The organism is Caenimonas koreensis DSM 17982 (assembly GCF_009646335.1).
Classification (GTDB): Bacteria; Pseudomonadota; Gammaproteobacteria; order Burkholderiales; family Burkholderiaceae_C; genus Ramlibacter; species Ramlibacter koreensis.
On record NZ_WJBU01000011.1, the window covers coordinates 172,718 to 196,072 of the forward strand.

The 23,355-nt window shown below is 64.3% G+C and carries 24 protein-coding genes; 8 read left to right on the forward strand and 16 right to left on the reverse strand.

Annotated features, from left to right (window positions below):
- Positions 1-3 precede the first annotated feature (3 nt).
- Entirely contained in the window at positions 4-648 is a 645-nt protein-coding gene (locus tag GHT07_RS13085; protein WP_153585531.1) for a glutathione S-transferase family protein, read from the reverse strand.
- A 180-nt stretch (positions 649-828) separates the two neighbouring features.
- Here GHT07_RS13085 and GHT07_RS13090 point away from each other — a divergent pair, with 180 nt between their 5' ends.
- Positions 829-2,748 (forward strand): TonB-dependent receptor plug domain-containing protein, encoded by a 1,920-nt coding sequence (locus GHT07_RS13090; protein ID WP_153585532.1) that lies wholly within the window; start codon positions 829-831, stop codon positions 2,746-2,748.
- A complete protein-coding gene (locus GHT07_RS13095) occupies positions 2,745-3,407 on the forward strand; it encodes a YfiR family protein (RefSeq protein ID WP_194792927.1) in 663 nt (220 codons plus the stop codon). Before GHT07_RS13090 ends, GHT07_RS13095 begins: the two co-directional genes overlap by 4 nt.
- Here the strand turns inward: GHT07_RS13095 and GHT07_RS13100 are convergent, their stop codons facing one another.
- From GHT07_RS13100 to GHT07_RS13120, 5 genes are all read right to left on the reverse strand, one after another.
- On the reverse strand, positions 3,408-3,989 hold the full coding sequence (locus GHT07_RS13100) for a DUF2889 domain-containing protein (RefSeq protein ID WP_153585534.1): 582 nt from the start codon (positions 3,987-3,989) through the stop codon (positions 3,408-3,410).
- A 622-nt stretch (positions 3,990-4,611) separates the two neighbouring features.
- Complete coding sequence (ltrA, locus tag GHT07_RS13105) at positions 4,612-5,991, reverse strand: group II intron reverse transcriptase/maturase (RefSeq protein WP_323740924.1); 1,380 nt, start codon at positions 5,989-5,991, stop codon at positions 4,612-4,614.
- Positions 5,992-6,645: 654 nt separating this feature from the next.
- A complete protein-coding gene (locus GHT07_RS13110) occupies positions 6,646-8,667 on the reverse strand; it encodes a penicillin-binding protein 1A (RefSeq protein ID WP_153585535.1) in 2,022 nt (673 codons plus the stop codon).
- Between the two features lie 60 nt (positions 8,668-8,727).
- The gene (locus GHT07_RS13115) at positions 8,728-10,311 is read right to left on the reverse strand and encodes a M20/M25/M40 family metallo-hydrolase (protein WP_153585536.1); all 1,584 of its coding nucleotides are present in this window, start codon (positions 10,309-10,311) and stop codon (positions 8,728-8,730) included.
- 15 nt (positions 10,312-10,326) lie between these two features.
- Positions 10,327-10,935 (reverse strand): YidB family protein, encoded by a 609-nt coding sequence (locus tag GHT07_RS13120; RefSeq protein ID WP_153585537.1) that lies wholly within the window; start codon positions 10,933-10,935, stop codon positions 10,327-10,329.
- A gap of 63 nt (positions 10,936-10,998) precedes the next feature.
- Between GHT07_RS13120 and GHT07_RS13125 the strand changes: the two genes are divergently transcribed.
- Positions 10,999-11,412 carry a VOC family protein gene (locus GHT07_RS13125; RefSeq protein WP_153585538.1) on the forward strand — a complete coding sequence of 138 codons (414 nt, stop codon included), beginning with the start codon at positions 10,999-11,001 and terminating at the stop codon, positions 11,410-11,412.
- Between the two features lie 26 nt (positions 11,413-11,438).
- On the opposite strand, the gene GHT07_RS13130 is transcribed toward GHT07_RS13125, so the two are convergent.
- A complete protein-coding gene (locus tag GHT07_RS13130) occupies positions 11,439-12,704 on the reverse strand; it encodes a hypothetical protein (protein WP_153585539.1) in 1,266 nt (421 codons plus the stop codon).
- Between the two features lie 97 nt (positions 12,705-12,801).
- On the opposite strand from GHT07_RS13130, the gene GHT07_RS13135 reads away from it, so the two are divergent.
- Positions 12,802-14,136, forward strand: a complete 1,335-nt coding sequence (locus tag GHT07_RS13135; RefSeq protein ID WP_153585540.1) for an LLM class flavin-dependent oxidoreductase — start codon at positions 12,802-12,804, stop codon at positions 14,134-14,136.
- Here GHT07_RS13135 and GHT07_RS13140 read toward each other — a convergent pair.
- Entirely contained in the window at positions 14,133-14,498 is a 366-nt protein-coding gene (locus GHT07_RS13140) for a translation initiation factor Sui1 (RefSeq protein WP_153585580.1), read from the reverse strand. The two genes, GHT07_RS13135 and GHT07_RS13140, sit on opposite strands and share 4 nt — an antisense overlap.
- A 1-nt stretch (position 14,499) precedes the next feature.
- Here GHT07_RS13140 and GHT07_RS13145 point away from each other — a divergent pair, with 1 nt between their 5' ends.
- Positions 14,500-15,303 (forward strand): metallophosphoesterase family protein, encoded by an 804-nt coding sequence (locus GHT07_RS13145; protein ID WP_194792928.1) that lies wholly within the window; start codon positions 14,500-14,502, stop codon positions 15,301-15,303.
- A 30-nt stretch (positions 15,304-15,333) separates the two neighbouring features.
- Here the strand turns inward: GHT07_RS13145 and GHT07_RS13150 are convergent, their stop codons facing one another.
- The 5 genes from GHT07_RS13150 to GHT07_RS13170 form a co-directional block, all read right to left on the reverse strand.
- Positions 15,334-15,822 carry a Crp/Fnr family transcriptional regulator gene (locus tag GHT07_RS13150; protein ID WP_153585542.1) on the reverse strand — a complete coding sequence of 163 codons (489 nt, stop codon included), beginning with the start codon at positions 15,820-15,822 and terminating at the stop codon, positions 15,334-15,336.
- Between the two features lie 65 nt (positions 15,823-15,887).
- Complete coding sequence (locus tag GHT07_RS13155; protein ID WP_153585543.1) at positions 15,888-16,280, reverse strand: SRPBCC family protein; 393 nt, start codon at positions 16,278-16,280, stop codon at positions 15,888-15,890.
- A 25-nt stretch (positions 16,281-16,305) separates the two neighbouring features.
- The gene (locus tag GHT07_RS13160; protein WP_153585544.1) at positions 16,306-17,412 is read right to left on the reverse strand and encodes an S-(hydroxymethyl)glutathione dehydrogenase/class III alcohol dehydrogenase; all 1,107 of its coding nucleotides are present in this window, start codon (positions 17,410-17,412) and stop codon (positions 16,306-16,308) included.
- Positions 17,409-17,954: an NYN domain-containing protein gene (locus tag GHT07_RS13165; protein WP_153585545.1), complete on the reverse strand. Its 546-nt coding sequence runs from the start codon at positions 17,952-17,954 to the stop codon at positions 17,409-17,411. The genes GHT07_RS13160 and GHT07_RS13165 overlap by 4 nt, the downstream gene beginning before the upstream one ends.
- Positions 17,954-18,325: a glutaredoxin domain-containing protein gene (locus GHT07_RS13170; protein WP_153585546.1), complete on the reverse strand. Its 372-nt coding sequence runs from the start codon at positions 18,323-18,325 to the stop codon at positions 17,954-17,956. Before GHT07_RS13170 ends, GHT07_RS13165 begins: the two co-directional genes overlap by 1 nt.
- Before the next feature lie 71 nt (positions 18,326-18,396).
- Between GHT07_RS13170 and GHT07_RS13175 the strand changes: the two genes are divergently transcribed.
- Positions 18,397-18,732 carry a hypothetical protein gene (locus GHT07_RS13175; RefSeq protein WP_153585547.1) on the forward strand — a complete coding sequence of 112 codons (336 nt, stop codon included), beginning with the start codon at positions 18,397-18,399 and terminating at the stop codon, positions 18,730-18,732.
- A gap of 58 nt (positions 18,733-18,790) precedes the next feature.
- On the opposite strand, the gene GHT07_RS13180 is transcribed toward GHT07_RS13175, so the two are convergent.
- Positions 18,791-19,978, reverse strand: coding sequence for an aminotransferase-like domain-containing protein (locus tag GHT07_RS13180; RefSeq protein WP_323740929.1), 1,188 nt, complete (start codon positions 19,976-19,978; stop codon positions 18,791-18,793).
- 109 nt (positions 19,979-20,087) lie between these two features.
- Positions 20,088-20,501: an LIC_13387 family protein gene (locus GHT07_RS13185; protein WP_153585549.1), complete on the reverse strand. Its 414-nt coding sequence runs from the start codon at positions 20,499-20,501 to the stop codon at positions 20,088-20,090.
- 60 nt (positions 20,502-20,561) lie between these two features.
- On the opposite strand from GHT07_RS13185, the gene GHT07_RS13190 reads away from it, so the two are divergent.
- Together GHT07_RS13190 and GHT07_RS13195 are read left to right on the forward strand one after the other, a co-directional pair.
- A complete protein-coding gene (locus GHT07_RS13190) occupies positions 20,562-21,287 on the forward strand; it encodes a dienelactone hydrolase family protein (protein ID WP_153585550.1) in 726 nt (241 codons plus the stop codon).
- A 29-nt stretch (positions 21,288-21,316) separates the two neighbouring features.
- Entirely contained in the window at positions 21,317-22,126 is an 810-nt protein-coding gene (locus tag GHT07_RS13195) for a methyltransferase domain-containing protein (RefSeq protein ID WP_194792929.1), read from the forward strand.
- 5 nt (positions 22,127-22,131) lie between these two features.
- Here the strand turns inward: GHT07_RS13195 and GHT07_RS13200 are convergent, their stop codons facing one another.
- Positions 22,132-23,244 carry an ABC transporter substrate-binding protein gene (locus tag GHT07_RS13200; protein WP_153585552.1) on the reverse strand — a complete coding sequence of 371 codons (1,113 nt, stop codon included), beginning with the start codon at positions 23,242-23,244 and terminating at the stop codon, positions 22,132-22,134.
- Positions 23,245-23,355: the final 111 nt, after the last annotated feature.

A 23,355-nucleotide genomic window follows, 5' to 3' on the forward strand; every position in this document is an offset into this window, starting at 1 on the left:
CGCTCAGCTCTTGGTCTGCGCGGCTTTGCGATCGGCGTTGACGCGCTGGCCCGAGGGGCGCTCGCCAATCATCTTCACGTAAGCCTTGTAGTCAACGCCGGCGGCCAGCAAGGCATCTTCGCCGTACACGATCTTCGTGGCCATGCCGACCAGCGGCAGGTTGACGAACGCCGAGCAGTCGGCCTGCGTCATCTCGGCGCCGGCCACGAACGGGGCGAACTTGGCCAGGCGCTTGAATCCGGTGATGGCATCGTCGATCTGCTTGCGGATGCGTGCTGCATTGCTCTCGCTCAACGGCGCGCTGCCGAAGAACGCAGGGCCGTAAACCTGGCGCGCGGCGATCTCCAGGTGCCAGTCAAGGAAGATGGTGAGCTCGCGCACCTTGGCGGCAGCAAACGGGTCGGCAGGCAGCAGCGCCGGCTGTGGCCACTTGGCTTCGATCCATTCCATGATGGCCGTGCTCTCGCACAGCGAGCCTTCATCCGTCGTGATGAAAGGAATCTTGCCAAGCGGTGTCTTGCTGAGCACAGCCTCATCCGTGCTTCTGGTGCCTGCGTACACCTCATCGAAAGCGACGCCCTTTTCCAGCAAGGCCAGCTTGACCTTGTTGTAGTAATTCGACACAGGAAAGCCGTGGAGTGTGAGCATGGTTGAGTCCTCTTTTTTGAGTGAGCGTTGAAAAATATGACGATGCCGCTCATCCATGATGACGCAGGCCCATCGTGATGCCTGTCGCGCATTGTGCAGCCGCGCGTTTGCGGTACAAACGGCACTTCGCGCACCCGACCTGTGCATTGGAAACCAGCCCTCTATCGAAAGGCGCGGATCATGCAAATCGCACCGGCCCGCTCCATGGCGGGCATTGCCGGCATCACCCTGGCCGCGTGGACGGCGTGCGTGCCTGCGATGGCGCAAGCACAGCAGGCACCCAGCCTCGTCGATCTTTCGCTCGAACAGCTCGCCAACATCGAGGTGACATCCGTTTCCAAGCGCGCACAGCGGCTGGCCGATGTCGCCGGCTCGGTTTACGTCATCACGGCGGACGATATCCGCCGCTCCGGCGCAACGAGCCTGCCAGAGGCACTGCGCCTGGCGCCCAACCTGCACGTCGCCCGCGCAGACGCCAACCAGTACGCCATCTCCGCGCGCGGTTTCAACAGCGTGATCGCAAACAAGATGCTCGTGCTGGTGGATGGGCGCACGGTCTATTCGCCGCTGTTCTCCGGCGTGTTCTGGGAAGAGCGCGACCTGATGCTGGAGGACATCGACCGCATCGAGGTGCTCAGTGGCTCAGGCGGAACGCTCTATGGCTCCAACGCGGTCAATGGCGTGATCAACGTCATCAAGCGGCAGGCCTCCGACACGCAGGGCGCGCTGGTAGCCGCCTTGTATGGCAGGGATGACCGCTCGGTGGCCGCACGCTATGGCGGCACCACGGGCAGCGGCATCGCCTATCGCGTCTATGCCAGGCGCGCAGAGCGCGACAACGCCGTCAACGCCAGCGGCCAGGCCGTGCGCGACGCCTCCGGCATGAACCGCGCCGGTGTGCGCGCTGAGCATTCGGGTGGCGGCCAGCAATGGACGCTGCAGGCCGACGCATACGACGGCCGCATCGACCAGGGCTCAGTCGCTGCGCCGAGCGAGCGGCGACTGAGCGGCGGCAACGTGCTCGTGCGCTGGTCGATGGACCACACCGACGGGGGCCGCACGCAGGTGCAGGCCTATGCCGACCGCACAGCGCGCGACCAGCCCGGCTCGATCCGCGATGCGATCACCACGCTCGACCTCGATGTGCAGCACCTCACCCGATCATTCGCCAATCACCAGTTGCTGGTGGGCGGCGGCTATCGCTGGTTGCGCGACAACGCCGAGAACATTGCGCCGCAAACGCTGGCGCTGCTGCCACCGCAGCGCCACCTTGATCTGGCCAACATCTTCGCGCAGGACGAAATCGCCGTTGCCGAGTCCGTGAATGTGACCGTCGGCGCGAAGCTCGAGCGCAATGCGTATACGGGTGTGGAGTTCCTGCCGAGTGCCCGCGTCACCTGGGCCTTCGCGCCCAACCACCTGCTCTGGGCTGCGGCGTCGCGCACCGTGCGCGCACCCGCGCGCGTCGACCGCGACTATTACTCGCCGGCCAACCCGCCTTACGTGATCGCAGGCGGTGCGGACTTCGTCTCGGAAGTTGCCCGCGTTTTTGAGGCGGGCTATCGCGCGCAACCCATGGCGGCGCTGTCGTGGTCGCTCACGCTCTTTCACCACAGGTTCAGCCAGTTGCGATCGGTCGATGCGACCCCCGGCGGCCTGACAGTGAACAACAATTTCAGCGGCAAGCTCACGGGCGTGGAAGCCTGGGGCAGCTACCGGGTGTCCGACAGCTGGAAGATCAACCTGGGCACCACGCAGATGCGCGAGCAGTTCACGGCGCTGGCCGGCACTTCACCCGTCGGCGGCAGCGCCCAGCTCGGCAACGATCCGCGCTCGCGCTGGAACTTCGGCTCGTCCTGGGACCTGGGAGGCGGCCATGAGCTGGACGTGACGGCGCGCCGCGTTGGCGGCCTGCCCAATCCGGCCGTGCCTGCCTATAGCGCTGTGGACGTGCGCTGGGGCTGGCACGTGCGGCCCGGCATGCAGTTCTCCGTGACCGTGCGCAACATCAACGATCCGTCCCACACCGAATGGGGTGCTGGCGGCGCACGCGCAGAGCTGTCGCGCGGCGCCATAGCAAAGCTGGTATGGCGGCAATGAGAACCCCGCTTGCGCCGTCTGCCATGCTGCCCCGCAAGGGTGTGGCGAGGTGGGCCGCCATCGGCTGCCTGGCCGCACTGGCCGCACTGGGCGGGCCAGCGCACGAGAGCCGGGCGCAAGCGCTGGCGCAGGCCCAGGGTGCGCAAGCCACCGAGCGCATGCGCAGCGCGCTCGTCAAGGCTGCCTTCCTGCACAAGTTCTTCAGCTTTGTCGAATGGCCCGAAGGCACGTTCGCGCGGCCCGACACGCCGGTGCGTATCGGCGTGATGGGCGACGAAGAGGTGTACGCCGACCTCAACGCCCTGGCGCGCGACCGGCCGCGCGACGGACGCCCCGTGACCGTCGTGCGACTGTTGCCGGGCGACCCGGTGACGGGTGTGCACATCCTGTATGTGAAAGCGGACACGACGGCCAGGGCATCCGATGTGCTGGCTGCCGTGCCCGAGGGCGTGCTCACCGTGGGCGACGTCGACTCGGCCCACCCCAGAGGCAGTGTGATGAGCTTCTTCATGGAAGACGACCGGGTTCGCTTCGGTGTCTCGCTGGAGGCCGCCGCGCGGCAGAAGCTGCGCCTGAACGCGCGCCTGCTTTCAGTGGCGCGAAGGATCCAGGGCAGCGCGGGGATGGACCGGATGGAGGTCGCGCTGCTGCGCGGTTGATCAGGTCCGCCGCTTCAGCGGCTCCCATCCGGCGAACTGCGGATAGTGGCGCTGCACCACCGCACCGTCGTAGTCCCACGCGATGCATTTGCCCAGGTGATACGGCGGCTTGTCAGTCTCTGTCTCGGGCAGGCCGGCGGCGCGGCGCAGGCGATGCTGGTAGGACGGAATGGTCTGGTAAGCGGCCGTTGCCATGTTGAACAGCATCTCGCGCAGGTGCGTGCAGCCGCGGATGCCGCCCAGGTTCTTCTCGATGGTTTGCCGCCAGCCGGGGCCCATCACGGCGCCGACCATTTTCTGCATGGGCTGCGCGCCTTGCTGGCACTCGTCGAACGGCGTGTGGTCCGACGAGCTCATGATTTCGCGGATGGTGAATGAATCGTCGACGGTGACGCGTATCGCCATGCCGTGGATGGGTGTGCCGGGCACCATCACGCCGCGCTCAGAGCGCTCGATCTGGTAGGCCTTCGTGTCGGTCATCTCGGCTTCGATGTCCCACAGGCCGTCCTGACGGTGAAAGCCGCGGTACGTGACGGCGCGGGTGTGGAGGTGGGTGCGGGGTTGTGCTTCGGGCAGTGGCATGTGGCCATTTTCGCTTGTTTGACTGGGGTGCTGTTCGGGCTCATCTGTTCGTTGTCTTCTGTTCAGGGTGCTCGCGTCAGGTGGACTCTGGCGGGGCCTCATGCTTTTGTGGTTTGCGCTAGTCGCGCAAACGTCGCTTCAAGAATTGGCTCGAAGCCGGTGCGAAAGAACTCCCTGCGAGTTTGCAAGCAAACTCTCCGGTCAAACAGCTTTCGCAAGCTAGATGACGTGTCGCGCTAAAGCGCGATCCGGCTTCGAGCCAATTCTTGAAGCCACAAAAGAAATCGGCCCCACCAGAGTCCACCTGCCGCGCGTCAACCAACGGGGGGTTTGTGACCAGGTCTCGGCTCGCTCCGCATTGCCGGGAATGAGGGCTAGTGCGGTTGGGCGAGACGGAGTTTGCGGCCAATTGCCGCGCACTAGCTGGCAAAACAGGCAGCGGCCGGTATCTCGTTGATCAAGCGCAGCCGTTGGCTCGCGGCAGGCGGACTCTGGCGCGGCCGACTTTTGTGAGCGGCTTTGAAATTTTCCTTCGGATAGGGGTAGGGAAGGCGTCAGCCTCCCCTCCCTCCGAACCGTGCGTGCAGTTCTCCCGCACACGGCTCTCCAGTTGGTGAAGTCCTCATCGGGGTTGGCTCGCCGCGCGCCGGACTGCATACATGGTGAATAGTCCCAGCTCGGCGAAGTGGGAGTTCGGCCAGCGTCGGTGGTCGGCCAGGCACAGCCCAGGTCCGACTCGCTTCTCGCGGCGTCGCAGGATCGCTCGCAGGCGACGACGCACGAAGGCGTCGAGCGGAACAAACGTCGTAGCGATGGCGTGCCTGAAGTACGCATACCAGCCGCGCAGCACGGGGTTGAGTTCGGCCACGATGTCGCGCATCGACAGGCTGCGTGTGCGGCCCGTGCGTTCGCGTATGGCGTCCTTGAACTTCGTCAGGCTTTTCTTTCGGACCAGACGCCTTCCTGCCTCGAAGTGGTAGCCGAGGAACTCGAAGCCTTGCCCCTTTTGGCGGCAATCTCCAAGCGAGGTCTTGTCCATGTTCAACTCCAGCGCGTTGTCAGTCATCCATCGCTGAACTTCGACCAACGCCTGCTGCGCCTCGTGAGCGCTTTGACACAGGATCACGAAGTCGTCCGCGTAGCGCACCATCTTGTAGCCGCTTGCACGCATGTGCTCGTCCAGCGGATGCAAGTAGATGTTGGCCAATAGCGGACTGAGCACCGCTCCTTGCGGCGTGCCGCTTGTGGGTGTCCAACGTTTGAGTTCCTGAACAATGTCCTGCTGCAGCCAGCCGTCGATCAACGCCAGCACTTTGCTATCGCTGATGCGTTCGGCCACTCGTGCCTTCAGTCGTTCATGCGGGATGCTGTCGAAGTAGCTCTTGAGGTCGGCGTCCACCACATGGGTGTAGCCCTGTCGCAACCAGCCATCGACTGCACGCAGTGCGTCCTTGCAGCTTCTGCCCGGTCGGAACCCGTAGCTCGTCTCGCAAAACCGGGTCTCGAAGATCGGCTCCATCACGCGCTTGACTGCTGCCTGGACCACCCGGTCCTTGATGGTGGGGATGCCCAGTGGGCGGCTGCCGCCGCCCGTCTTGGGTATCTCCACCCGGCGCACCGCGTCAGCACGGTAGTGACCTGTTTTGAGTTGTTCTGCAAGCTCGCCCAGATACTTCTCGGCTTGAGCTTCAAAGCGCGCAATGCTGATGCCATCGACACCGCCCGCGCCGCGCCTGCTTTTGACTTGTTGCCAAGCCGCCTGCAGGGTCGAGTCGCGCCAGACCTTGTCAATCAGGCTGAACCACTTGCTGCCTCTGTCTTTGCTTGACGCCGTTACCAGCGCCGCCAACATGCGTTCTGTCCAGATCTCGCGGTCTACCCATTCCCACTCGTGGCTTTCCTGCGCAGGCTCGATGCCTGCACTGGCGGGGTCCGACGCAACACGTCTAGTCGTTGCCGACACTGGTGTTGCTGCTTGCTCTTCGCTTGATCTTTCTTTCACACATTCACCTTCCTGCCCACCTTCCCTCAGCCCGGTTTATGTTGCCCGGGCCTGTGGCTCGATCACTCCAGCCTCGGTACTACGAGGGCTCTGACTCCTGCTGCCGTCACCCACGGCTCACAGGTCTCCCCGCTTGTCTCGCTCACACTTTCCAGACGTTCCGCCTCCAACCACAAGCGTGGTTCGCAAGTCGCTTTACCCGCCAGCGCAGCGCTTGCAATGAGTTCCAGGCTTCGCCATTCCGACATAGGCTCGCCACCACTACCCGCCGAATCGAGTTCGTCATCCTGCGGACCGCCAGTTCGCCTCCGGTTGCTCCCCACCCCGCTTCGCAGCGACGCAGTTACCTTCGACTACGGGGTTCTGGCATGCCCCGGCAAGGACTTTCACCTCGCTGTGTGAACGCCTCCGCGGGCGTACACCGGATCGCGCTTTAGCGCGACTCGTGCACTGACTTGCGAAAAGCTGTTTGACCGGAGAGTTTGCTTGCAAACTCGCAGGGAGTTTTTTTCGCACCGGTCCGAAGGAAAATTTCAAAGCGAAGTTTGCGCGACTAGCGCAAACCGTCACAGCAGGAGGCCGCGCCAGAGTCCGCCTGCCGCGAGCGGCCCTGAACAACGAGAGCCCCTTGAAACAAAAGAACGCCCAGAAAAGTCACCGCCCCCGAAACAGCCTGTCCAAAAACCCGCGCACCAAATCGACCGGGTCAGGCAAACGCAACGGCGGCGGCTCCGGCCGTGGCCTCGGAATCGCGAACTCGACCTGCGAGTCGATCCACTTGTAGCGCAGCGACTGCTGGAAGTAGTCGCCAATGATCGGCAGCGCACTGCGCGCGCCCTGCCCCCACGCGCCCATGTTGACGGTGTTGTCGTTGTAGCCCACCCACGCACCCGCCACGAGCTGCGGATGCATCAGGATGAACCAGCCATCGCTGTTGTCTTGCGTCGTGCCCGTCTTGCCGGCCACGTCGGCTTGAATGCCATAACGAGTGCGGATCGCGCTGCCCGTGCCCCTGTCGACCACGCCACGCATCACATCCACCAACGTCAACGCGCTGGGCCGCGGCATGCCTTCTGAGGCCAGCGGCAGGGCGAACTGCTCGAGCACAACGCCCTTGCGGTCTTCCACACGCGTGACGAGAAACGGCTCGTTGTACGCACCCTCGTTCGCAATCGTGGCGTAGGCCGTCACCATCTCTTTCAGCGTGACAGGTGACGTGCCGAGGGCGAGCGAGGGCACCGCTTCGAGCTTGCTCTGCCGCACGCCCATGGCCTGCGCCAGGTCCACCACGCGCTGCGGGCCTACACGCTGCATCAGCTGCGCCGTCACCGTGTTCTTCGAGAGGGCCAGCGCATCGCGCAGCGTCATCGAGTCGCCGGTGGCGGGCGTGCCATCCGTCGGCGTCCACACATCGCCGCCCTTCATGCGGTAGCTCACGGCCTGGTCCACGAACGTATCCGATGGACCGAACCCGCCCATGAATGCAGCGCCATACACGAACGGCTTGAACGTGGAGCCGGGTTGCCGCCGCGCCATCACCACGTGATCGAACTGCTCTGTCGCGAAGTCGCGGCTGCCCACCCACGCCAGGATGCGCCCGTTGCGCGGATCGAGCGCCATGAAGCCCGTCTGCAGCACCCGCTTTTCTTCGCCGCGCTTGCGCTGGCCATCGGCCAGCGCCTGCAGGCTGTTCATGTTGCGCAGCACGGCTTGGTTGGCGGCCTTCTGGTGGCGCGAATTGATCGTCGTCTTGACTACCAGGCCATCGGCATAGATGTTGTAGCCGCGGCGGTCAGCCCAGCCGATCAACCATTGCCGCACAAACTGCGCGACGTGCGGCGCAACGCCAATCGGCTCTTTCTGGCGCTCGAAGTCCGTCACCAGGGGCCGCGCCGCGAGCGAGTTGAGACGCTTCGCGTCGAGCTTGCCGGCCTTGACCATCTGCGCGAGCACCACGTTGCGCCTGTCGCGTGCCCGCTCCGGGTTGAGCACCGGGTTGTAAACGCTATTGCCCTTGAGCATGCCGATCAGCGTGGCCGACTCAAGAATGTCGAGCTTGTCTGCCGACTTGTCGAAATACGTGCGCGCCGCCATCTCGATGCCGAACGCGTTGTAGAGGAACGGCACCGTGTTCAGGTACGTCTCAAGAATTTCGCTCTTGGTGTAAACGGCCTCGATCTTCACGGCCGTGATCGCCTCTTTCACCTTGCGGTTGATCGACACGGCGCGGCCAATGTCTTCGGGGTACATGTTGCGCGCGAGCTGCTGCGTGATGGTCGAGCCGCCCTGACGGTTGCCACCCAGTGTGCGCAGCAGTGCGCCGCCCGTGCGCACGAAGTCGATGCCGTGGTGCTCATAAAAGCGCTTGTCTTCCGTGGCGATGAGCGCGTTGACGACATGCGGCGATATCTTCGCAAGCGGCACCCATTGCCGGTTGACTCGCCTGAACTCGGCCAGCACGACGTTGTCCGCAGACAGCACCACTGCGGGCGTCTCCGCCTTGCCCTTTCGCAAGTCGCGAATGCCCGGCGTGAACGGAATGAGTACCAGCACGTACACCAGCACAAGCGCTGGCGCCACCAGGGCCGTGCGCACGGGGTGGCGTTGGATCGACTGCCACAAAAGCGTGGACTTCTCGCGCAGCAGCAAGAGTGCGCGTTCAGCGGCTGGATGCATGCGCAATAGCGTAAGGCTGAGTTACGACCAAGGCTGTAGGACGGTCACCCGCGTTGTCGCTCATGGCCGCTGCGCGATCGCGCGGATCATTTCAGCCACGAGTGCCAGCCGGCGCGGGATGCGGTCGATGAGGATGAACTCCTCCTGCGACGAGTGATAGTTGCCGCCTGGCAGCCCCATACTCTCGACCACGGGCTGGCCCGACTGCCCGGCCCAGGCCGCGTCGGTGCCGCCATACGTGCGCGGGTACAGCGTGAGCGTGCCACCCAGGCGCGCGTTGATCTCGCGTGCGAGTTGCGCCAGCTCACGGCCCTGCGCCGTGGCATTGAACGGCGGGAAGAACAAGCCGTCCTGCACCGTGATGGCCGACGCACTGAACTTCTGCTGGCCGATGCGCGCGCGCGCTTGCCGCACCAGGGATGCGTAGGCCTGTGCGTCCGGCACGCGCTGGTCGGCGGACGCAAACGCCTGGCCTTGCGCTGCCGACTTCTCCGGCAGGCCTTCGGCGGACTCCGCCGTGATCTCGACGCCGGACAGCAGCCCACGTGCCCCCGCCTCTGCCAGCCGCTCGACCACAGGCCGCATGTCCTGGTTTTTCGGCACGGCCAGTTCGGCGACAGCTTGCGCGCGCTCGGGAATGATGTTGGACACCACGCCGCCGCCCGCGATCCGCCAGTGCAGCCGGACTTGCGGCATGCGCGCTGACGCGGCCGACACGCGCCGCACGATGTCCGCCGTTTCAACGACGGCATTCACGCCGAGCTCCGGCGAGACACCGGCATGCGAAGCGCGTCCCTTCACGCGGAAGGTAAGGGTCGCAAAGTCGTACGCGGTATTGGACAGCCGGCCGAGCCCTGCCGGGTCTTCGGCGCGCATCACCGTCCAGTTCATCCGCGTCTCGGGCACCTCGCGTTGCGCGTCGACGCTGCGCAGAATGACATCGGCAAGCTCCTCGATGGCGCGCGCATCGGGGCCGGCCTGCACGCGCACATTGAGCTGGCCGACGCCCGATGTTCCCAGCACCACGCCTTCGTCAGGGCCGGTGGGCTCGCCGCTGAGCACCGCGTCATGCGCACGCGCCTGGCTGCGAATGAGGTCGCGCGAGCCGGCCGAGCCGCGCTCCTCGTCGGTGGTGAAGAGCATGGTCACGCGCTCGTAGTCGCCAAAGCCACGCGCCTTGAGCAGGTTCATCGCGTGCAGGAACACCGCGATGCCGCTTTTGTCGTCGGCGATTCCGGGCGCAATGGCCCGGTTGCCATTGATGCGAAACGGGCGCGCCGCTGCGGTGCCCGCGGTGTACACGGTGTCCATGTGGGCGATGAGCAGCACGCTGCGCTTGCCCGTGCCTTTGAAGGTGATGAGCAGGTTGGTGCCGGCCACGTCGTTGGCGGGTGCCACACGCTGCACGTCGCCGCCTATTGCGCGTGCGAAATTCTCGATGTAGGCCGCAACGCCTTCCAGGCCCGGCGCCTGGCCGGTGCCAGAGTCGAACGCAGTCAGGGCGCGCAGCGTTTCAAGCAGTGGTGCGGTTTCTTTCTCGGCCAGTGGAACAAGCGCGGGGTCGAGCTCGTGCGCTGCCGCAGCGCTGCAAACCAGCGCCGCCCAGGCCGCAAGGACGGTAATTGCCGACGCCGTCGCGCGCATGGCGCAGGCTCGCTTTCAGCCCAGGCGGCCGGACAGCTGCGACAGCTTCTGCAGCGCCGAGCCGAGCGTGTCGTCGGCATCGTCAGGCACGTCGCCGCTGGGCGTCAGGTGATTGACCACCTGCGGCAGGATGTGCGCCAGGCCGCTGGTGACCTCTTCGGTCGAGACGCCGAGCTGCTGCGACATGCGCGAGAGCTCGTCGGCGCCCACCACGTCTTCGACTGCCTGCGCACCAATGCCTTCATTGGCGCCGGTCGACACCCACGAGGCGACTTGCTGGGTGTGGCCCTGCTCGCGAAACTTGTCGAGCACAGCGCCCAGGCCGCCGTTGCGCTGCACCCATTGCATGGCCAGCGGCAGCAGCATCGCGACCAGCGCGCCGCCCTGGCCGCCGAGCGCGGAGCCGCCCTGATCGTTGCTGTCGCGGCTGCCACCGCCCAGCACGCTGCCGAGCATGCCGCCAAGGCCGCCACCAAGACCCCCAAGGCCACCCAGGCCTCCAAGTCCGCCCAGGCCACCGAGTCCGCCACCCGCAGCGCTTCCGCCCACGCCACCCAGCCCACCGCCTCCTGCGCCTGCCCCGATCACGCTGGTGAGAATTTGCGACAGAAAATCGTTCGACATGAGGCACTCCGGTCAGGTAAATGGAACCAGCATGGTAGTGCAGGCTCGTGCAGAATTGACGGCATGCCCCCATTCCACCTCGCCTTCCCCGTCCATGACCTTGCTGCAGCGCGCCGCTTCTACGGCGAGCTGCTTGGCTGCCCCGAAGGGCGCAGCAGCAACGAGTGGGTTGATTTCAACTTCTATGGCCACCAGATCGTGGCCCACCTCGCGCCCGGCGAATGCGGCCATCGCCAGTCAAGCAGCGTTGACAATCACGACGTGCCCGTTCGCCACTTCGGCGCAGTGCTGTCCATCGCGCAGTGGGAAGAACTCGCGGCCAAGCTCAAAGCCGCGGGCACGCAGTTCGTGATCGAGCCCTACACCCGCTTCAAGGGCGAAGTCGGCGAGCAGTCGACGATGTTCTTCCTCGACCCCTCGGGTAACGCGATCGAGTTCAAGGCTTTCGCCGACATGGAGTCGCTCTTCGCCAAGTGAGCGGGCCGCGGGCCTGCCCGCACGGCTTACTGCGTGATGAGCTGGTTGATTTGCGGCACGGCTCGCTTCAATTCGGGGCTGGGCACCTTGCGTTCCGTGTTCAGCTTGTTCAGTACGTTTTGCGCCAAGGCCTTCTGTGCCACCACGCCGCAGCGGGCATTGAAAAGCCGCAGCAGCGCATTGCCCTCGTTCAGCTGCCTTTCGTCCAGCCCGCTCAGTCGCGTCAGCATCGTCCAGCACGCCTCATCGCTGCCACTCTCCAGCACGGCCTTGACGATGTCCGTCACGGCCGTGGCCACCTTGTCAGTGACGGCGGCACGCGTGCCACCTGCGCTCAACAGCTGCGCCGATCCGCTGGCCGCCGCGCGGACCCGCATCTGCGCCGCGAGCAGGCTCTCCTGGGCCAGTCGCACCTGTGCGTTTGCATTCACCACTGCCCGATCCGCCGTGTCGACCGCGACACGCTTGCTTTCCACGTCAGCCTGCTTCTGCTTGACAGACTCGGTGAGACTGGCCACTTCATCTTCGGCGGCTTTCTTCGTGGCCTCGTCAGGCGCGGTCAGGCCGGCCAGTTTCTTCTTTGCGTCGTCCAGCTTCCGTCGCTCGTCCGCTAACGCTTGCTGTGCCTGCTTCATCGCCAGCGCTGCCTCGGCCTGACGGGTTTTCGCGTCGTTCTGGTTTTCCTGGGCGGTGGCAACGGCAGCCGCCTCCTTGTCGGTGTTGTCGCTTCCGGTCGCCGCGGAGCTGTTGGTGCCTAGTGCGGCCTGGTCCGCTTTCACCGCGCCGGTCAGTTGCTCGATCGCCAGCAAGCCGAGCGTGAAGTTCTGGCTTCGACGCTGCAGCTCATAGAACTGCTCTCCACTCACAGCTGAATTCATGTAGGCAAGGCAGTTCGAGAACAGGCCATCGCGCAGGAGCTGGATCGACTGCGTGCGCAGGCCTATCGATGCCGAGGCCTCGCCTGCCGCAAATGCCGCTTGCGCGCGGCTTGCCTGCGAGGGCGCGCCGCTGGCGCTTTCGATCAGCGCGGTCAAGCCACCAGAGGCGCTGTAGGCGGAAAGAGCATCAGGGCTTGGCTCGGGACACGTCACTCGGGTTTCGATGTATTCCAGTCCCTTCGCCGTCTGCGCAGCGTCTTTGCGGTTCGAAGCAAATATCGCCCGCTGCTTGGCGTCCACCGCCACCGCCGAGCCACCATCGCCCAAGCCCAACGGCCGGTAGATGGAATTGACATTCGCGCAGCCGGAAAGTCCGGCCGCAGCCACCCATACTGCAACAAGTGCAACTCGCATACACCCTCTCCTGTTGTTGAGATCCGGTATGTAACATCCAGTGGCAAATTGCACATCCTCAATATGGAGGATGCGTTTTCACGAAAGCCTCACACCCATGCCCCGCGAAATCCGCATCAACGCCTTCGACATGAACTGCGTCGGCCACATCCAGCAAGGGCTGTGGACGCACCCACGCGACCAGTCGACGCGCTACACCGATATCAGCTACTGGACGGACTACGCCCGGCGGCTGGAGGCGGGCCTGTTCGACGGCATCTTCTTCGCCGATGTGATCGGCGTGTACGACGTGCTCGGCGGCAGCCCGGACGCAGCTGTGAAGAACGCCGTGCAGGTGCCGGTGAACGACCCGATGATGCTGATCCCTGCCATGGCGTCAGTCACGCAGCACCTGGGCTTTGGCGTGACGGCGAACCTCACGTACGAGCAGCCCTTCCAGTTCGCGCGGCGCATGTCCACGCTGGACCACCTCACGCGCGGGCGCATCGGCTGGAACATCGTCACCGGCTATCTCGACAGCGCTGCGCGCGCTGCGGGCTTCACGCAGCAGATGGCCCATGACGACCGCTACGACATGGCCGATGAATTCATGTCGCTCGTCACTGCACTGTGGGAAGGCAGCTGGGACGACGACGCCGTGATCCGCGACAAGGCCCGCGGCATCTACGCCGACGCCGCCAAGGTGCGCGTCATTCATCACGCGGGCAAGCAATACAAAGTCGACGCGATGCACCTGAGCGAGCCGTCGCCGCAACGCACACCGGTGCTGTACCAGGCGGGCGCGTCTGAGCGCGGCACCCGCTTTGCGGCAACGCATGCCGAATGCGTTTTCATGAACGGCCAGAAGCAGCCCGCCGTGAAGCAGGCCGTGCAGGAGCTGCGCCAGGCAGCCGCACAACAGGGCCGCGCTGCCAGCGACATCAAGGTGTTTCTCGGCGCGACGATCGTCACAGGCGCCACCGAGCAGGAAGCACAGGACAAGTTCGAGGACTACAAGCGCTACGCCAATTCAGAAGCAGCGCTTGTGCATGCGGCTGCATCGCTCGGTATCGACTTCTACAAGTACGACATCGACGAGCCCATCGAGACGAAGAGCAACGCGATCCAGTCGAACGTGGCCGCGATGACGCGCGCCGCCGGGCCGCAGTGGACGCGCCGCAAGCTGCTCGACCAGCTCGTGATGGGCAGCCGCCAGCCGCCGTGGGTGGGCTCCGGTGAGGCCATTGCGCGCAAGATGATCGAATGGTGCGATGCGGCCGATGTCGATGGCTTCAACCTCTCGCGCACCGTCGTGCCGGAATGCTTCGACGATTTCATCGCGCATGTCGTGCCGCAACTGCAGGAGCGCGGCGCGTTCAAGACGAGCTACCAGAGCGGTACCTTGCGCGGCAAGCTGTTCGGCCGCGACAGGCGCGCCAGCACGTCGGCCTAGCCACCGGCGCGCTTGACCTTGTAGCCCTGCGCCTGGAGCAAGGCGATGACCTTGTCGCAGTGGTCGCCCTGCACTTCGATCACGCCGTCTTTCACGGTGCCGCCTGACCCACACGCGGTCTTGAGCTGCTGGTCCAGCTTGACGAGGCCCGCCGCGTCGGCAGGAACGCCCCGCACCACGGTCACCGCCTTGCCGCCGCGCCCCTTGGTTTCGCGAAGCACGCGCACGATCCCGTCGCCGGCCGCAGCCTGAGCCTGGCTGCTCTTGCATGCGCATTGCGCCACCGGCTTGCGGCACACGGGGCACATGCGGCCCGCGTCTGTCGAATACACCAGCCCGCCCGAACCCGATTTGTTTTTCATCATGGATGGGCGCCATTTTGCCGGCGCAGGAGCCGCGCCGGTAGGCGATGATGAAGTGGCGCACACCTTGCTTACGCAGATTCCCACCATGCGCCTGCTGCTGACCTCTGACCTGCACTACCGGCTGCGGCACTACGACTGGCTGCTTGGCGTGGCGGCACGCTTCGATGCAGTCGTGATTGCGGGCGACCATATCGACATCTCTTCGACCGTGTCCGACCGGGTGCAGATCGCCGCACTGTCGGCCAGCCTCACGGCCCTCTCGCACGAGAGCCGGCTGCTCGTATGCTCAGGCAACCACGATCTCGACAGCCGCAACCCGCAGGGGGAAAAGACGGCGGCATGGCTGGACGCGGTGCGCAGCGGCACGCTCGCCATTGACGGCGACACCGTGCACATCGCAGACACCATGTTCACCGTCTGCCCCTGGTGGGACGGCCCTCACGCCCGCGAAGCTGTCGCGGCCCTGCTGGCTGAAGCGGCCAGCAAACGCACGGGCCGCTGGATCTGGGTCTATCACGCGCCGCCCGAGGGCCCGCTCAGCTGGACGGGCAAGCGGCACTTTGGCGATCCGGCGCTGCCCGCGCTGATTGCGCAGTACGCACCCTCGGCGGTGCTGTGCGGCCACATCCATGAGGCGCCCCACAAGAAGGACGGCAGCTGGTTCGACCGCATCGGCAACACATGGCTGTTCAATGCGGGCAACCAGATCGGCGACATTCCGGCCCGCATCGAAATCGACTTCGACGCACAGGTCGCGCGCTGGATCACGATGGAAGGCGTGGAGGAACAGGCGCTGGGGTAAGCCCCGTGCAGGCTGCGTTGATGGCCTGGGTCAATAGTCCGGCACGTCCGTCCGCTCGGAGCCCGAGCCGCTGCTTGCGCCCTGCTGCATGGCCATCAGGTTGGCCAGCACCTGGTCCATCAGCTCCAGGTGCGTGTTGGTGCCCGCGTATTGCCGCTTGATGTCGACCAGGTATGAGGTCACGGCCTGCAGGCGGCGCGCGAGCAACTGCGCGATGGCGTAAGTCAACGCGGGGTCGCGCCGGGCTGCCTCTTGCGCGTCGTCCACGATGTACACCGTGCTGTCGCGCACAGCCACCACATCAGCCATGGGCGCCGAGCCGAGCACCGCCGAGATCTCGCCCATGAAAGAGCCAGGCTGCGTCACGGCCACCACCCGCACGCCTGATCGCACCACTTCGAAGGCGCCTTCCTTGAGCACGTAAACGCGCCCCATCGGCACGCCTTCTTCGATCAGCACGTGGCCAGCTGCTACCTGCAGTTCAGGCAGCAAGCGGCACAGGCTGAGGACGTCGGACATGCCTTCGGCCGAAGCAATTACCGGGCCTGTTGCAGCGGGCAGCTACGCCGGACGTGGGGTGTTGGTCACGCCGTCGTGGCGAAAGCCGACTTCATGACCGTGCCGCCGGCGTCCACCAGGCCCTTGATCGCCGGTGCCAGCTCGTTGGGCAGGAAGTCCAGCGTCCAGACGACGCGGCTGCCCGCACCATCGGCGAAGACCCGGATCGATGCGTTGTGGTGCGTTGCGCGGCCACCGACCGACGCATACACCAGGCGGCGCCGCTCGTCGCTGATGTCCACCAGGATTTCGCGCACCACGATGCCGTTGGAGAACTTCACCACACGCGCCTCACCGTCCATCTTGCATTCGCTCACGATGCCGGGAAAGAGCTTGTGGACCTGCCCGAAGTCGCGAACCTGTTGCCATACCCTGTCGGGGCTCGCGGGGACTCTGATCTCTTTGACGATGCTTGCCATGTCTTTGTGCCTCTGTGCTTTGCGATTAAAAAACGACGACTGAACGGATCGACTCACCGGACTTCATCAAGTCGAAGCCCTTGTTGATGTCTTCGAGCTTGAGCGTGTGCGTGATCAGGTCGTCGATGTTCAGCTTGCCTTCCATGTACCAGTCGACGATTTTCGGCACATCGGTGCGGCCGCGCGCGCCGCCGAAGGCGGAGCCCTTCCAGTGCCGACCTGTCACAAGCTGGAACGGCCGCGTGCTGATCTCGGCGCCCGCCGGGGCCACGCCGATGATGATGCTTTGCCCCCAGCCCTTGTGGCAGCACTCGAGCGCCTGGCGCATGGTGGTCGTGTTGCCGATGCATTCGAAGCTGTAGTCGGCCCCGCCGTCGGTCAGCTGCACGATCGCGTCGACCACATTGGGGTGGTCCTTCGGGTTGACGAAGTGCGTCATGCCGAATTTGCGGGCCATTGCTTCACGCGCGGGGTTCAGGTCCACGCCGATGATCTTGTCGGCACCGACCATCCTGGCGCCCTGGATCACGTTCAGGCCGATACCGCCCAGGCCGAACACCACCACGTTCGCGCCCGCCTCGACCCGGGCGGTGTAGATCACGGCGCCGACGCCCGTTGTCACGCCGCAGCCGATGTAGCAGACCTTGTCGAACGGCGCGTCACTGCGAATCTTCGCCATCGCGATTTCAGGCGCGACGATGTAGTTGCTGAATGTAGAGGTGCCCATGTAGTGCAGCACGGGCTTGCCCTTGTGCGAGAAGCGCGACGTGCCGTCAGGCATCAACCCCTTGCCTTGCGTGCCGCGAATGAGCTGGCACAGGTTGGTCTTGCGCGACAGGCAGAACTTGCACTGGCGGCACTCCGGCGTGTAGAGCGGAATGACGTGGTCGCCAACCTTCAGCGACGTCACGCCGGGGCCGACATCGACGACGACGCCTGCGCCTTCATGGCCGAGCACCGCCGGGAACAGCCCCTCAGGGTCAGCGCCGGAGAGCGTGAAGTAGTCGGTGTGGCAGATGCCCGTGGCCTTGATCTCGACCAGCACTTCGCCGGCACGCGGGCCGTCGAGGTCGAGCTCTTCGATCGTCAGGGGCTGGCCCGCCTGCCATGCCACCGCAGCGCGTGTCTTCATTGTTGTTGCTCCGCGTGGGCCTGGCCCACGATGTCTTCGTAATACCTGAACTCGTGACAGCTGCGGGCCCAATGCTCGTTGGTGGCGTTCCGCGCGCCGATACCGACGAGCCTGCGCCCGGCCGCCTTCATTTTCTGCGACAAAGGCAGGAAGTCGCTGTCGCCGCCGACCACCACGACCGTGTCGATGTGCCCGAACCTGTGCACATCCTCCATGGCGTCGAGGCATAGCCTGATGTCAGCGCCGTTCTTGGCCGTGGCACCCGGGGGGAACAGTTGCACCAGCTCCATGGCGTTTTTCAGCAGCGCCTCACGGTAGCGGCCGAAGAACTGCCAGTTGCAATACGCACGATGGATCGCCACCGGCCCCAGCGATGCAGCGAAATCGGCAACCGCCTGCACCTGCACAAGCGGCTCCTGCAGCCTGAACCGGTTGTCGGGCCGCGCATAAGCGCCGGGCTCTTTCGCCTCGCACAGACTGGCGTGCAGATTTTCGAAATCCCAGTAGATGGCGACGGAACGTTCGCGCTCGTCGTGCCGCATTACGCCGCCGCAAGCATTTTCTTGAGCTCGGCACTGTCGATGAGCGCCTGCAGGTCTTCATAGCCGCCCACCAGGGTTGCCTTGACGAAAATCATCGGGAAAGTCGGCCAGCCTGTCCACATCTTGAGCGCATTGCGCGGCCGCCACTGGCTTGTGTAGCTGCCGTAGCTGAGGTACTTGTACGGCACACCGGCCGCATCGAGCGCTTTGCGCGCCTTCGCAGGAAAAGGATTGAACGCCATGCCCACCACCACGACATCGTTGGACGCGACGGCGGCCATGACCTCGTCGACGATGCCGTGTTGCCAGCGCTCGACCTTCTGCCTGACGGCCGGATGAATGGAAGCTTCAGACAAAATTTTGCGTGGCATATGAAATTCTTCTCGTGTTTGCATAACGGTACCACGCAGTTCGCCGTGCGATGAGTTAGGCTCTGCGGCCCATGGAAAAGTTCGACTACAAACTCAAAATCTGGGAGGCCGAGGCAACCGACCTCGACCTCGCCGCCGCTGAAGAGCGCTTTCGCAAATCCATGGAGGAACACCTCGGCGCCCCCGCCCTGGTTCTGGCCGTGTACGAGAGCCACCGCCGCCTGTCATGCATTTACGGCTACGACCCCGACATGGAAGACCTGTCTGACGCCGAGCGGCACATCTTCGTGCAATGGCAGGATGCAGAGCGCCATGCGCTCGCAGCTGCTTTCGGGCCTAACCGCTACATGGGCGACGCGATGTATGAAATCAGCGACCCTGAGGAATCCCTGGAAATGAAGCGGTAGCGTGCGGCGTGGCCGGTGCAGCACGCACAGAGTTACCTCACGCACGAGCCCGGCAAACTCAAACCGCCCGGCCCAGCCGCGCGATCGCCTCTTCGATTTTCTGCACGTCGGCCGTCGCAAAGCTCAACCTGAACGTCGAGTGATCGGGGTCTTTGGCGAAGAACGGCGCGCCCGGCACGAACGCAACGCCCTGCTCGATCGCCCGCTTGGCGAATTCGCCTGCGTCCTTGACCTTGCCGCCCGCACCCGTCAGCCGTGCCCAGAAGAACAAACCGCCGCGCGGCTGCGTGAATGCCACTGCATCGCCGAGTTCACGCGCAAGCGCCTGGCCCATGGCCCGTGCCCGCTCGGCATAAACGGTGCGCACATGATCGAGCGTGGCAGGCATGCGCCCCGCCTTCAGGTATTGCGCAGCCGTGGCCTGCGCGAACGTGCTGGTGTGCGCATCGCTGAACTGTTTGCACATCACTGCTTTTTGCAAGAGCGCAGGCGGCGCCACCATCCAGCCGACGCGCAGGCCGGGGCTGAGCACCTTGCTCATGCTGCCGCAGTACACCAGCCACTCACGGCTTGCGGGCACCTGCTGTGACAACGCCATGAGGCTGGGCGGCGGTGGCTCGCCGAAATACAGGTCGCCATAGGGGTCGTCTTCCACCACCAGCACCTGGTGCCTCGCGGCCAACTCCAGCACCTTGATGCGGCGCTCGCGGCTGAGCGTTGCGCCGCTCGGGTTGCCGAACGTGGGAATGAGGTAGATGAACTTCGGCTTGTGCTCGATGATCTGCTGCTCCAGCACATCGACCATCACGCCGTGCTCGTCGACCGGCGCGCTCACCAGGTCGGCGCCGTACAGGCGAAAGCACTGGATGGTCGCCAGAAAGGTCGGGCCTTCGACAATCACTTTGTCGCCCGGGTCGATTAGCGTCTTGCCCAGCAGGTCCAGCGCCTGCTGGCTGCCGGTGGTGACCACCAGGCCGTCAGGTCTGACGTCGATCCCCTTGCCGGCCATGAATTGCGCGAGCTGCGTGCGCAGCGGCTCAAAGCCTTCCGTGGCGCCGTATTGCAGCGCGCCGCCGGGCTCTTCCTGCAAGGCACGCTGCGAGGCCTGCGACAGCCCGGTGACATCGAACATCGCGCTGTCGGGAAAGCCACCGGCCAGCGAAATGATGCCGGGTTTGCCAAGCAGCTTGAACAGCTCGCGGATGGCAGAGGTTTCTACGTTGTCGAGGCGTTTGGCGAACGGGATGGGCATGGTGGTGAAAGGGTCTGGGCCGGGTATGGACTGAGTATTGTGGCGCGGCTGGGCGGGGCAAGCCGTATCTGGCGCAGGCACAACTGTTCTTGCAGGAACTGCCCTAGGCGAATTCGCCCACGAGCGCCAGCACATACAGGCTCAGGCTGATCACGATCCCGCGGAACGGAATCTTGAACCAGTAGCGCCAGCCGAGCCATGCGTAGGCCACCAGCACCACCAGGCCCGTGCCCAGCAGGAAGGTGGAGGCGAAGAGCACCTTGGTCTGCGCAAGCGCCAGGTAGCCGTAGATCCAGCCGAACAGGATCGCGCCGTAGGAGTGGCTCGCATTGAAGCCGACCCAGGCCCGCCACATCGTCGTCTGGCGCGTGATCACGGGCGACACGGCTTCCATCGCGACCTTCAGGGCCGCATCACGCGGGTCGAATTTGTCGGTGGCAAATGTATAGATGAGGTGCACGAGGCCCAGCGCAAGGATGATGAAGGCGCTGGCCGCAAGAAGGTAATGGGCAAACATGCGCGCATTGTGCTCTGGCACGCGAGTGCGCAAGGCAAAATGCTCGCCTGAGGGAAATTCATGATCGAAAAACACCTGGACATCACCACGGCTGATGGCGCGATGAACACGTTCGTCGTGCATCCGGACGAAGGCGGGCCCAAGCCTGTTGTCTTCTTCTACATGGATGCACCGGGCAAGCGCGAAGAGCTGCACGACATGGCGCGCCGCCTCGCTTCGGTGGGTTACTTCGTCGTGCTGCCCAACCTGTACTACCGCCGCACGCGCGACTACTGGCTGCGCGAGCGCACCGAAGCCGGCATGGCCGAGATGTTCACGCACATGCACGCAACGACCAACGCCATGATCGTGAGCGACACCAGGGCGATGATCGACTTTGTCGACACCCAGCCTGAAGCCGATGCCTCGAAGATCGGCGCCGTCGGCTACTGCATGAGCGGCCCGTTCGTCATGCACGTGGCAGCGGCCTACCCCGACCGCATTCACAGCATTGCGTCGATCCACGGCGCGAACATGGTGAACGACCTGCCCGACTCCCCTCACCTCACGGCCGCGAAGATCAAGTGCGAGGCCTACTTTGCCTGCGCCGAGATCGACAAGTGGGCACCGCCCGCCGATATCGACAAGCTCGAAGCCGCCATGAAAGCTGCCAACATGAAGCACCGCATCGAGTGGTATCCGAAAGCAGAGCACGGCTTTGTCTTTCCGCAGCGGGCCGTGTACGACAAGCCGAGCGCAGAGCGGCATTGGGAACGGGTGCTCGACCTGTTTGCCCGCACGCTATGACGGCCGGTGTGCGGCCCTCGCCCGCCCGCTTGTACGCCAGTCACCTCAAGGGCCTCCTGCTGGGCATCCGCTCGAAGGCGCCCTTTCGCAAATGGTTCCAGTGCAATATCTGCGGCGCCTACAACAGCCGCCCTTACAGCGACTTCAACCGTGAGTCGCCCAGCTGCGACCAGTGCGGCTCCACCGTGCGCATGCGCGCCATGATTCATCACGCGAGCGAAGCGCTTTACGGCAGGAGCCTCGTGCTGACCGAGTGGCCGGTTCACCCCGAATATCGCGGCGTGGGCCTGAGCGACTGGGACGGCTATGCCAATCGCCTGCCGCATCGCGTCAACTACACCAACACGTACTACCACCAGGCGCCGTTTCTCGACATCACGAAGCCGCCCGCCGAGATGGAGCACACCTGCAACTTCATCATCTCGACGGATGTGTTCGAACACGTGCTGCCCCCCGTATCCAGGGCATTCGAAGGTGCGATGAAACTGCTCAAGCCCGGTGGCACGCTGGTGATGTCGGTGCCGTTCGCGCTTGAGACGCCAGAAACAATCGAGCACTACCCGGACATCCACAACTTCGAGATCCGCAAAGTCGGGGACGACTACGAGCTGGTGAACACGCTTGCGTCAGGCGAAGTGAAAGTGCATCGTGACCTGGTGTTTCACGGCGGCCCGGGCGATACGCTCGAGATGCGCGTGTTCGCCAAGGAAGCCCTGCGCAAAAACCTGGAAGACGCCGGCTTCACCGATGTGCGCTTTCGCGGTGAGTCGATGAAGAAGTACGGCATTTACTGGCACTACCCGTGGTCGGTGCCGGTCACGGCAAAGGCGCCGGGCTAGGCACCTTACCTGCTCAATAGCCGCCCGTCGCGCGTGACCATTGCCAGGTCAACGAACTTGCTGCCGTGGTGCGCGCCAGAGCTGAACGCAACTTTGTAGCCGCCCAGGTCGTAGGTGCCGAGGTTCGAGAGTGCAGCCAGCACCGTCCGGGCCGACACCGGCGCCTTGGCGCGGCGAATGCCTTCCACCAGCGTCTTCGCGGCGATGCAGGCCTCCAGCTGCGTGCTGTTCATCGGCGTCGTGATGCCCGAATCGGCAATGGCCTTGGCGCATTCGCGCACCACCGGCACTTGCTGCGAGCTCGGGTTGGGCACCACCTGCGTGATGGACACGCCCGACGCTGATGCACCCGCTGCGGTGATGAACTGGTCCGCGCCGATGAACGACAGCGACGACGTCGGCACGATGCGGCCCATCTCGACCAGCTGCTTCTGGAAAGTGGCAGCCGCTCCCGACAGGATGGTGTGAAGAATCAGGTCGGGTTGCTGCGCCAGCAAGGCATCCACTTCCACCTTGGTGATCGGCACATTGCGCTTGAGCGGCAGCGCCTGCGGCACAAGGTTGATCTTTTGCAGGTACTTCTGCACGACCTCGAAGTTCTGCTTGCCGACCTCGTCTTCGTAGTGAACGACCGTGACGCGCTTGAGCCCCAGGCTCATCCAGAAATTCAGGATCTTCTCCATCTCTTCGCCATACGACGCGCGCATCGTGAAGAGCACCGGGTTGTTCACGCGAACCGGATTGGCACCGGAGAACGGCGCAAAAAAGGCGACGTCGGCCTTTTCGGCCTGCGGTATGGCGTCAAGGCTCAGCGTGGCAGATGCATAGCCGAAGAGCGCCAGCGGATTCTTTTCTTCGAGCAGCGTCTTCGTATTGGCCGCCGCCTGCTTGCGGTCGTTCTTGTCGTCGAGCGAGACCAGCTCGATCTGCTTGCCCTGCACGCCGCCTCTGGAATTGACGTGCGCGAAATAGGCCTTCGCACCATCGCGAATGTCCTTGCCGAAAGCTGCGTTACTGCCCGTCAAAGGCACAGACTGGCCAATGACCCATTTATCGCCCTGGGCGTTGGCGGCCAGCGCGGCAGCCGCGAGAACAAAAGCAAATACAACTGACTTCATCAAAACCTCATCCGTGTGACACAGATAAGGTTACTTGCGTTACAGCTCGATGCGCTGGCAATGCGTCAACAAATTGGTGCGATCGTTAACAGGAAATTGCAATGACAAGCT

Bases quoted from the DNA above. Each gene is read 5' to 3' on its own strand.
- GHT07_RS13085 (WP_153585531.1), bottom strand. From the start codon at position 648: ATGCTCACACTCCACGGCTTTCCTGTGTCGAATTACTACAACAAGGTC.
- GHT07_RS13090 (WP_153585532.1), top strand. From the start codon at position 829: ATGCAAATCGCACCGGCCCGCTCCATGGCGGGCATTGCCGGCATCACC.
- GHT07_RS13095 (WP_194792927.1), top strand. From the start codon at position 2,745: ATGAGAACCCCGCTTGCGCCGTCTGCCATGCTGCCCCGCAAGGGTGTG.
- GHT07_RS13100 (WP_153585534.1), bottom strand. From the start codon at position 3,989: ATGCCACTGCCCGAAGCACAACCCCGCACCCACCTCCACACCCGCGCC.
- GHT07_RS13110 (WP_153585535.1), bottom strand. From the start codon at position 8,667: ATGCATCCAGCCGCTGAACGCGCACTCTTGCTGCTGCGCGAGAAGTCC.
- GHT07_RS13115 (WP_153585536.1), bottom strand. From the start codon at position 10,311: ATGCGCGCGACGGCGTCGGCAATTACCGTCCTTGCGGCCTGGGCGGCG.
- GHT07_RS13120 (WP_153585537.1), bottom strand. From the start codon at position 10,935: ATGTCGAACGATTTTCTGTCGCAAATTCTCACCAGCGTGATCGGGGCA.
- GHT07_RS13125 (WP_153585538.1), top strand. From the start codon at position 10,999: ATGCCCCCATTCCACCTCGCCTTCCCCGTCCATGACCTTGCTGCAGCG.
- GHT07_RS13130 (WP_153585539.1), bottom strand. From the start codon at position 12,704: ATGCGAGTTGCACTTGTTGCAGTATGGGTGGCTGCGGCCGGACTTTCC.
- GHT07_RS13135 (WP_153585540.1), top strand. From the start codon at position 12,802: ATGCCCCGCGAAATCCGCATCAACGCCTTCGACATGAACTGCGTCGGC.
- GHT07_RS13140 (WP_153585580.1), bottom strand. From the start codon at position 14,498: ATGAAAAACAAATCGGGTTCGGGCGGGCTGGTGTATTCGACAGACGCG.
- GHT07_RS13145 (WP_194792928.1), top strand. From the start codon at position 14,500: ATGGATGGGCGCCATTTTGCCGGCGCAGGAGCCGCGCCGGTAGGCGAT.
- GHT07_RS13150 (WP_153585542.1), bottom strand. From the start codon at position 15,822: ATGTCCGACGTCCTCAGCCTGTGCCGCTTGCTGCCTGAACTGCAGGTA.
- GHT07_RS13155 (WP_153585543.1), bottom strand. From the start codon at position 16,280: ATGGCAAGCATCGTCAAAGAGATCAGAGTCCCCGCGAGCCCCGACAGG.
- GHT07_RS13160 (WP_153585544.1), bottom strand. From the start codon at position 17,412: ATGAAGACACGCGCTGCGGTGGCATGGCAGGCGGGCCAGCCCCTGACG.
- GHT07_RS13165 (WP_153585545.1), bottom strand. From the start codon at position 17,954: ATGCGGCACGACGAGCGCGAACGTTCCGTCGCCATCTACTGGGATTTC.
- GHT07_RS13170 (WP_153585546.1), bottom strand. From the start codon at position 18,325: ATGCCACGCAAAATTTTGTCTGAAGCTTCCATTCATCCGGCCGTCAGG.
- GHT07_RS13175 (WP_153585547.1), top strand. From the start codon at position 18,397: ATGGAAAAGTTCGACTACAAACTCAAAATCTGGGAGGCCGAGGCAACC.
- GHT07_RS13185 (WP_153585549.1), bottom strand. From the start codon at position 20,501: ATGTTTGCCCATTACCTTCTTGCGGCCAGCGCCTTCATCATCCTTGCG.
- GHT07_RS13190 (WP_153585550.1), top strand. From the start codon at position 20,562: ATGATCGAAAAACACCTGGACATCACCACGGCTGATGGCGCGATGAAC.
- GHT07_RS13200 (WP_153585552.1), bottom strand. From the start codon at position 23,244: ATGAAGTCAGTTGTATTTGCTTTTGTTCTCGCGGCTGCCGCGCTGGCC.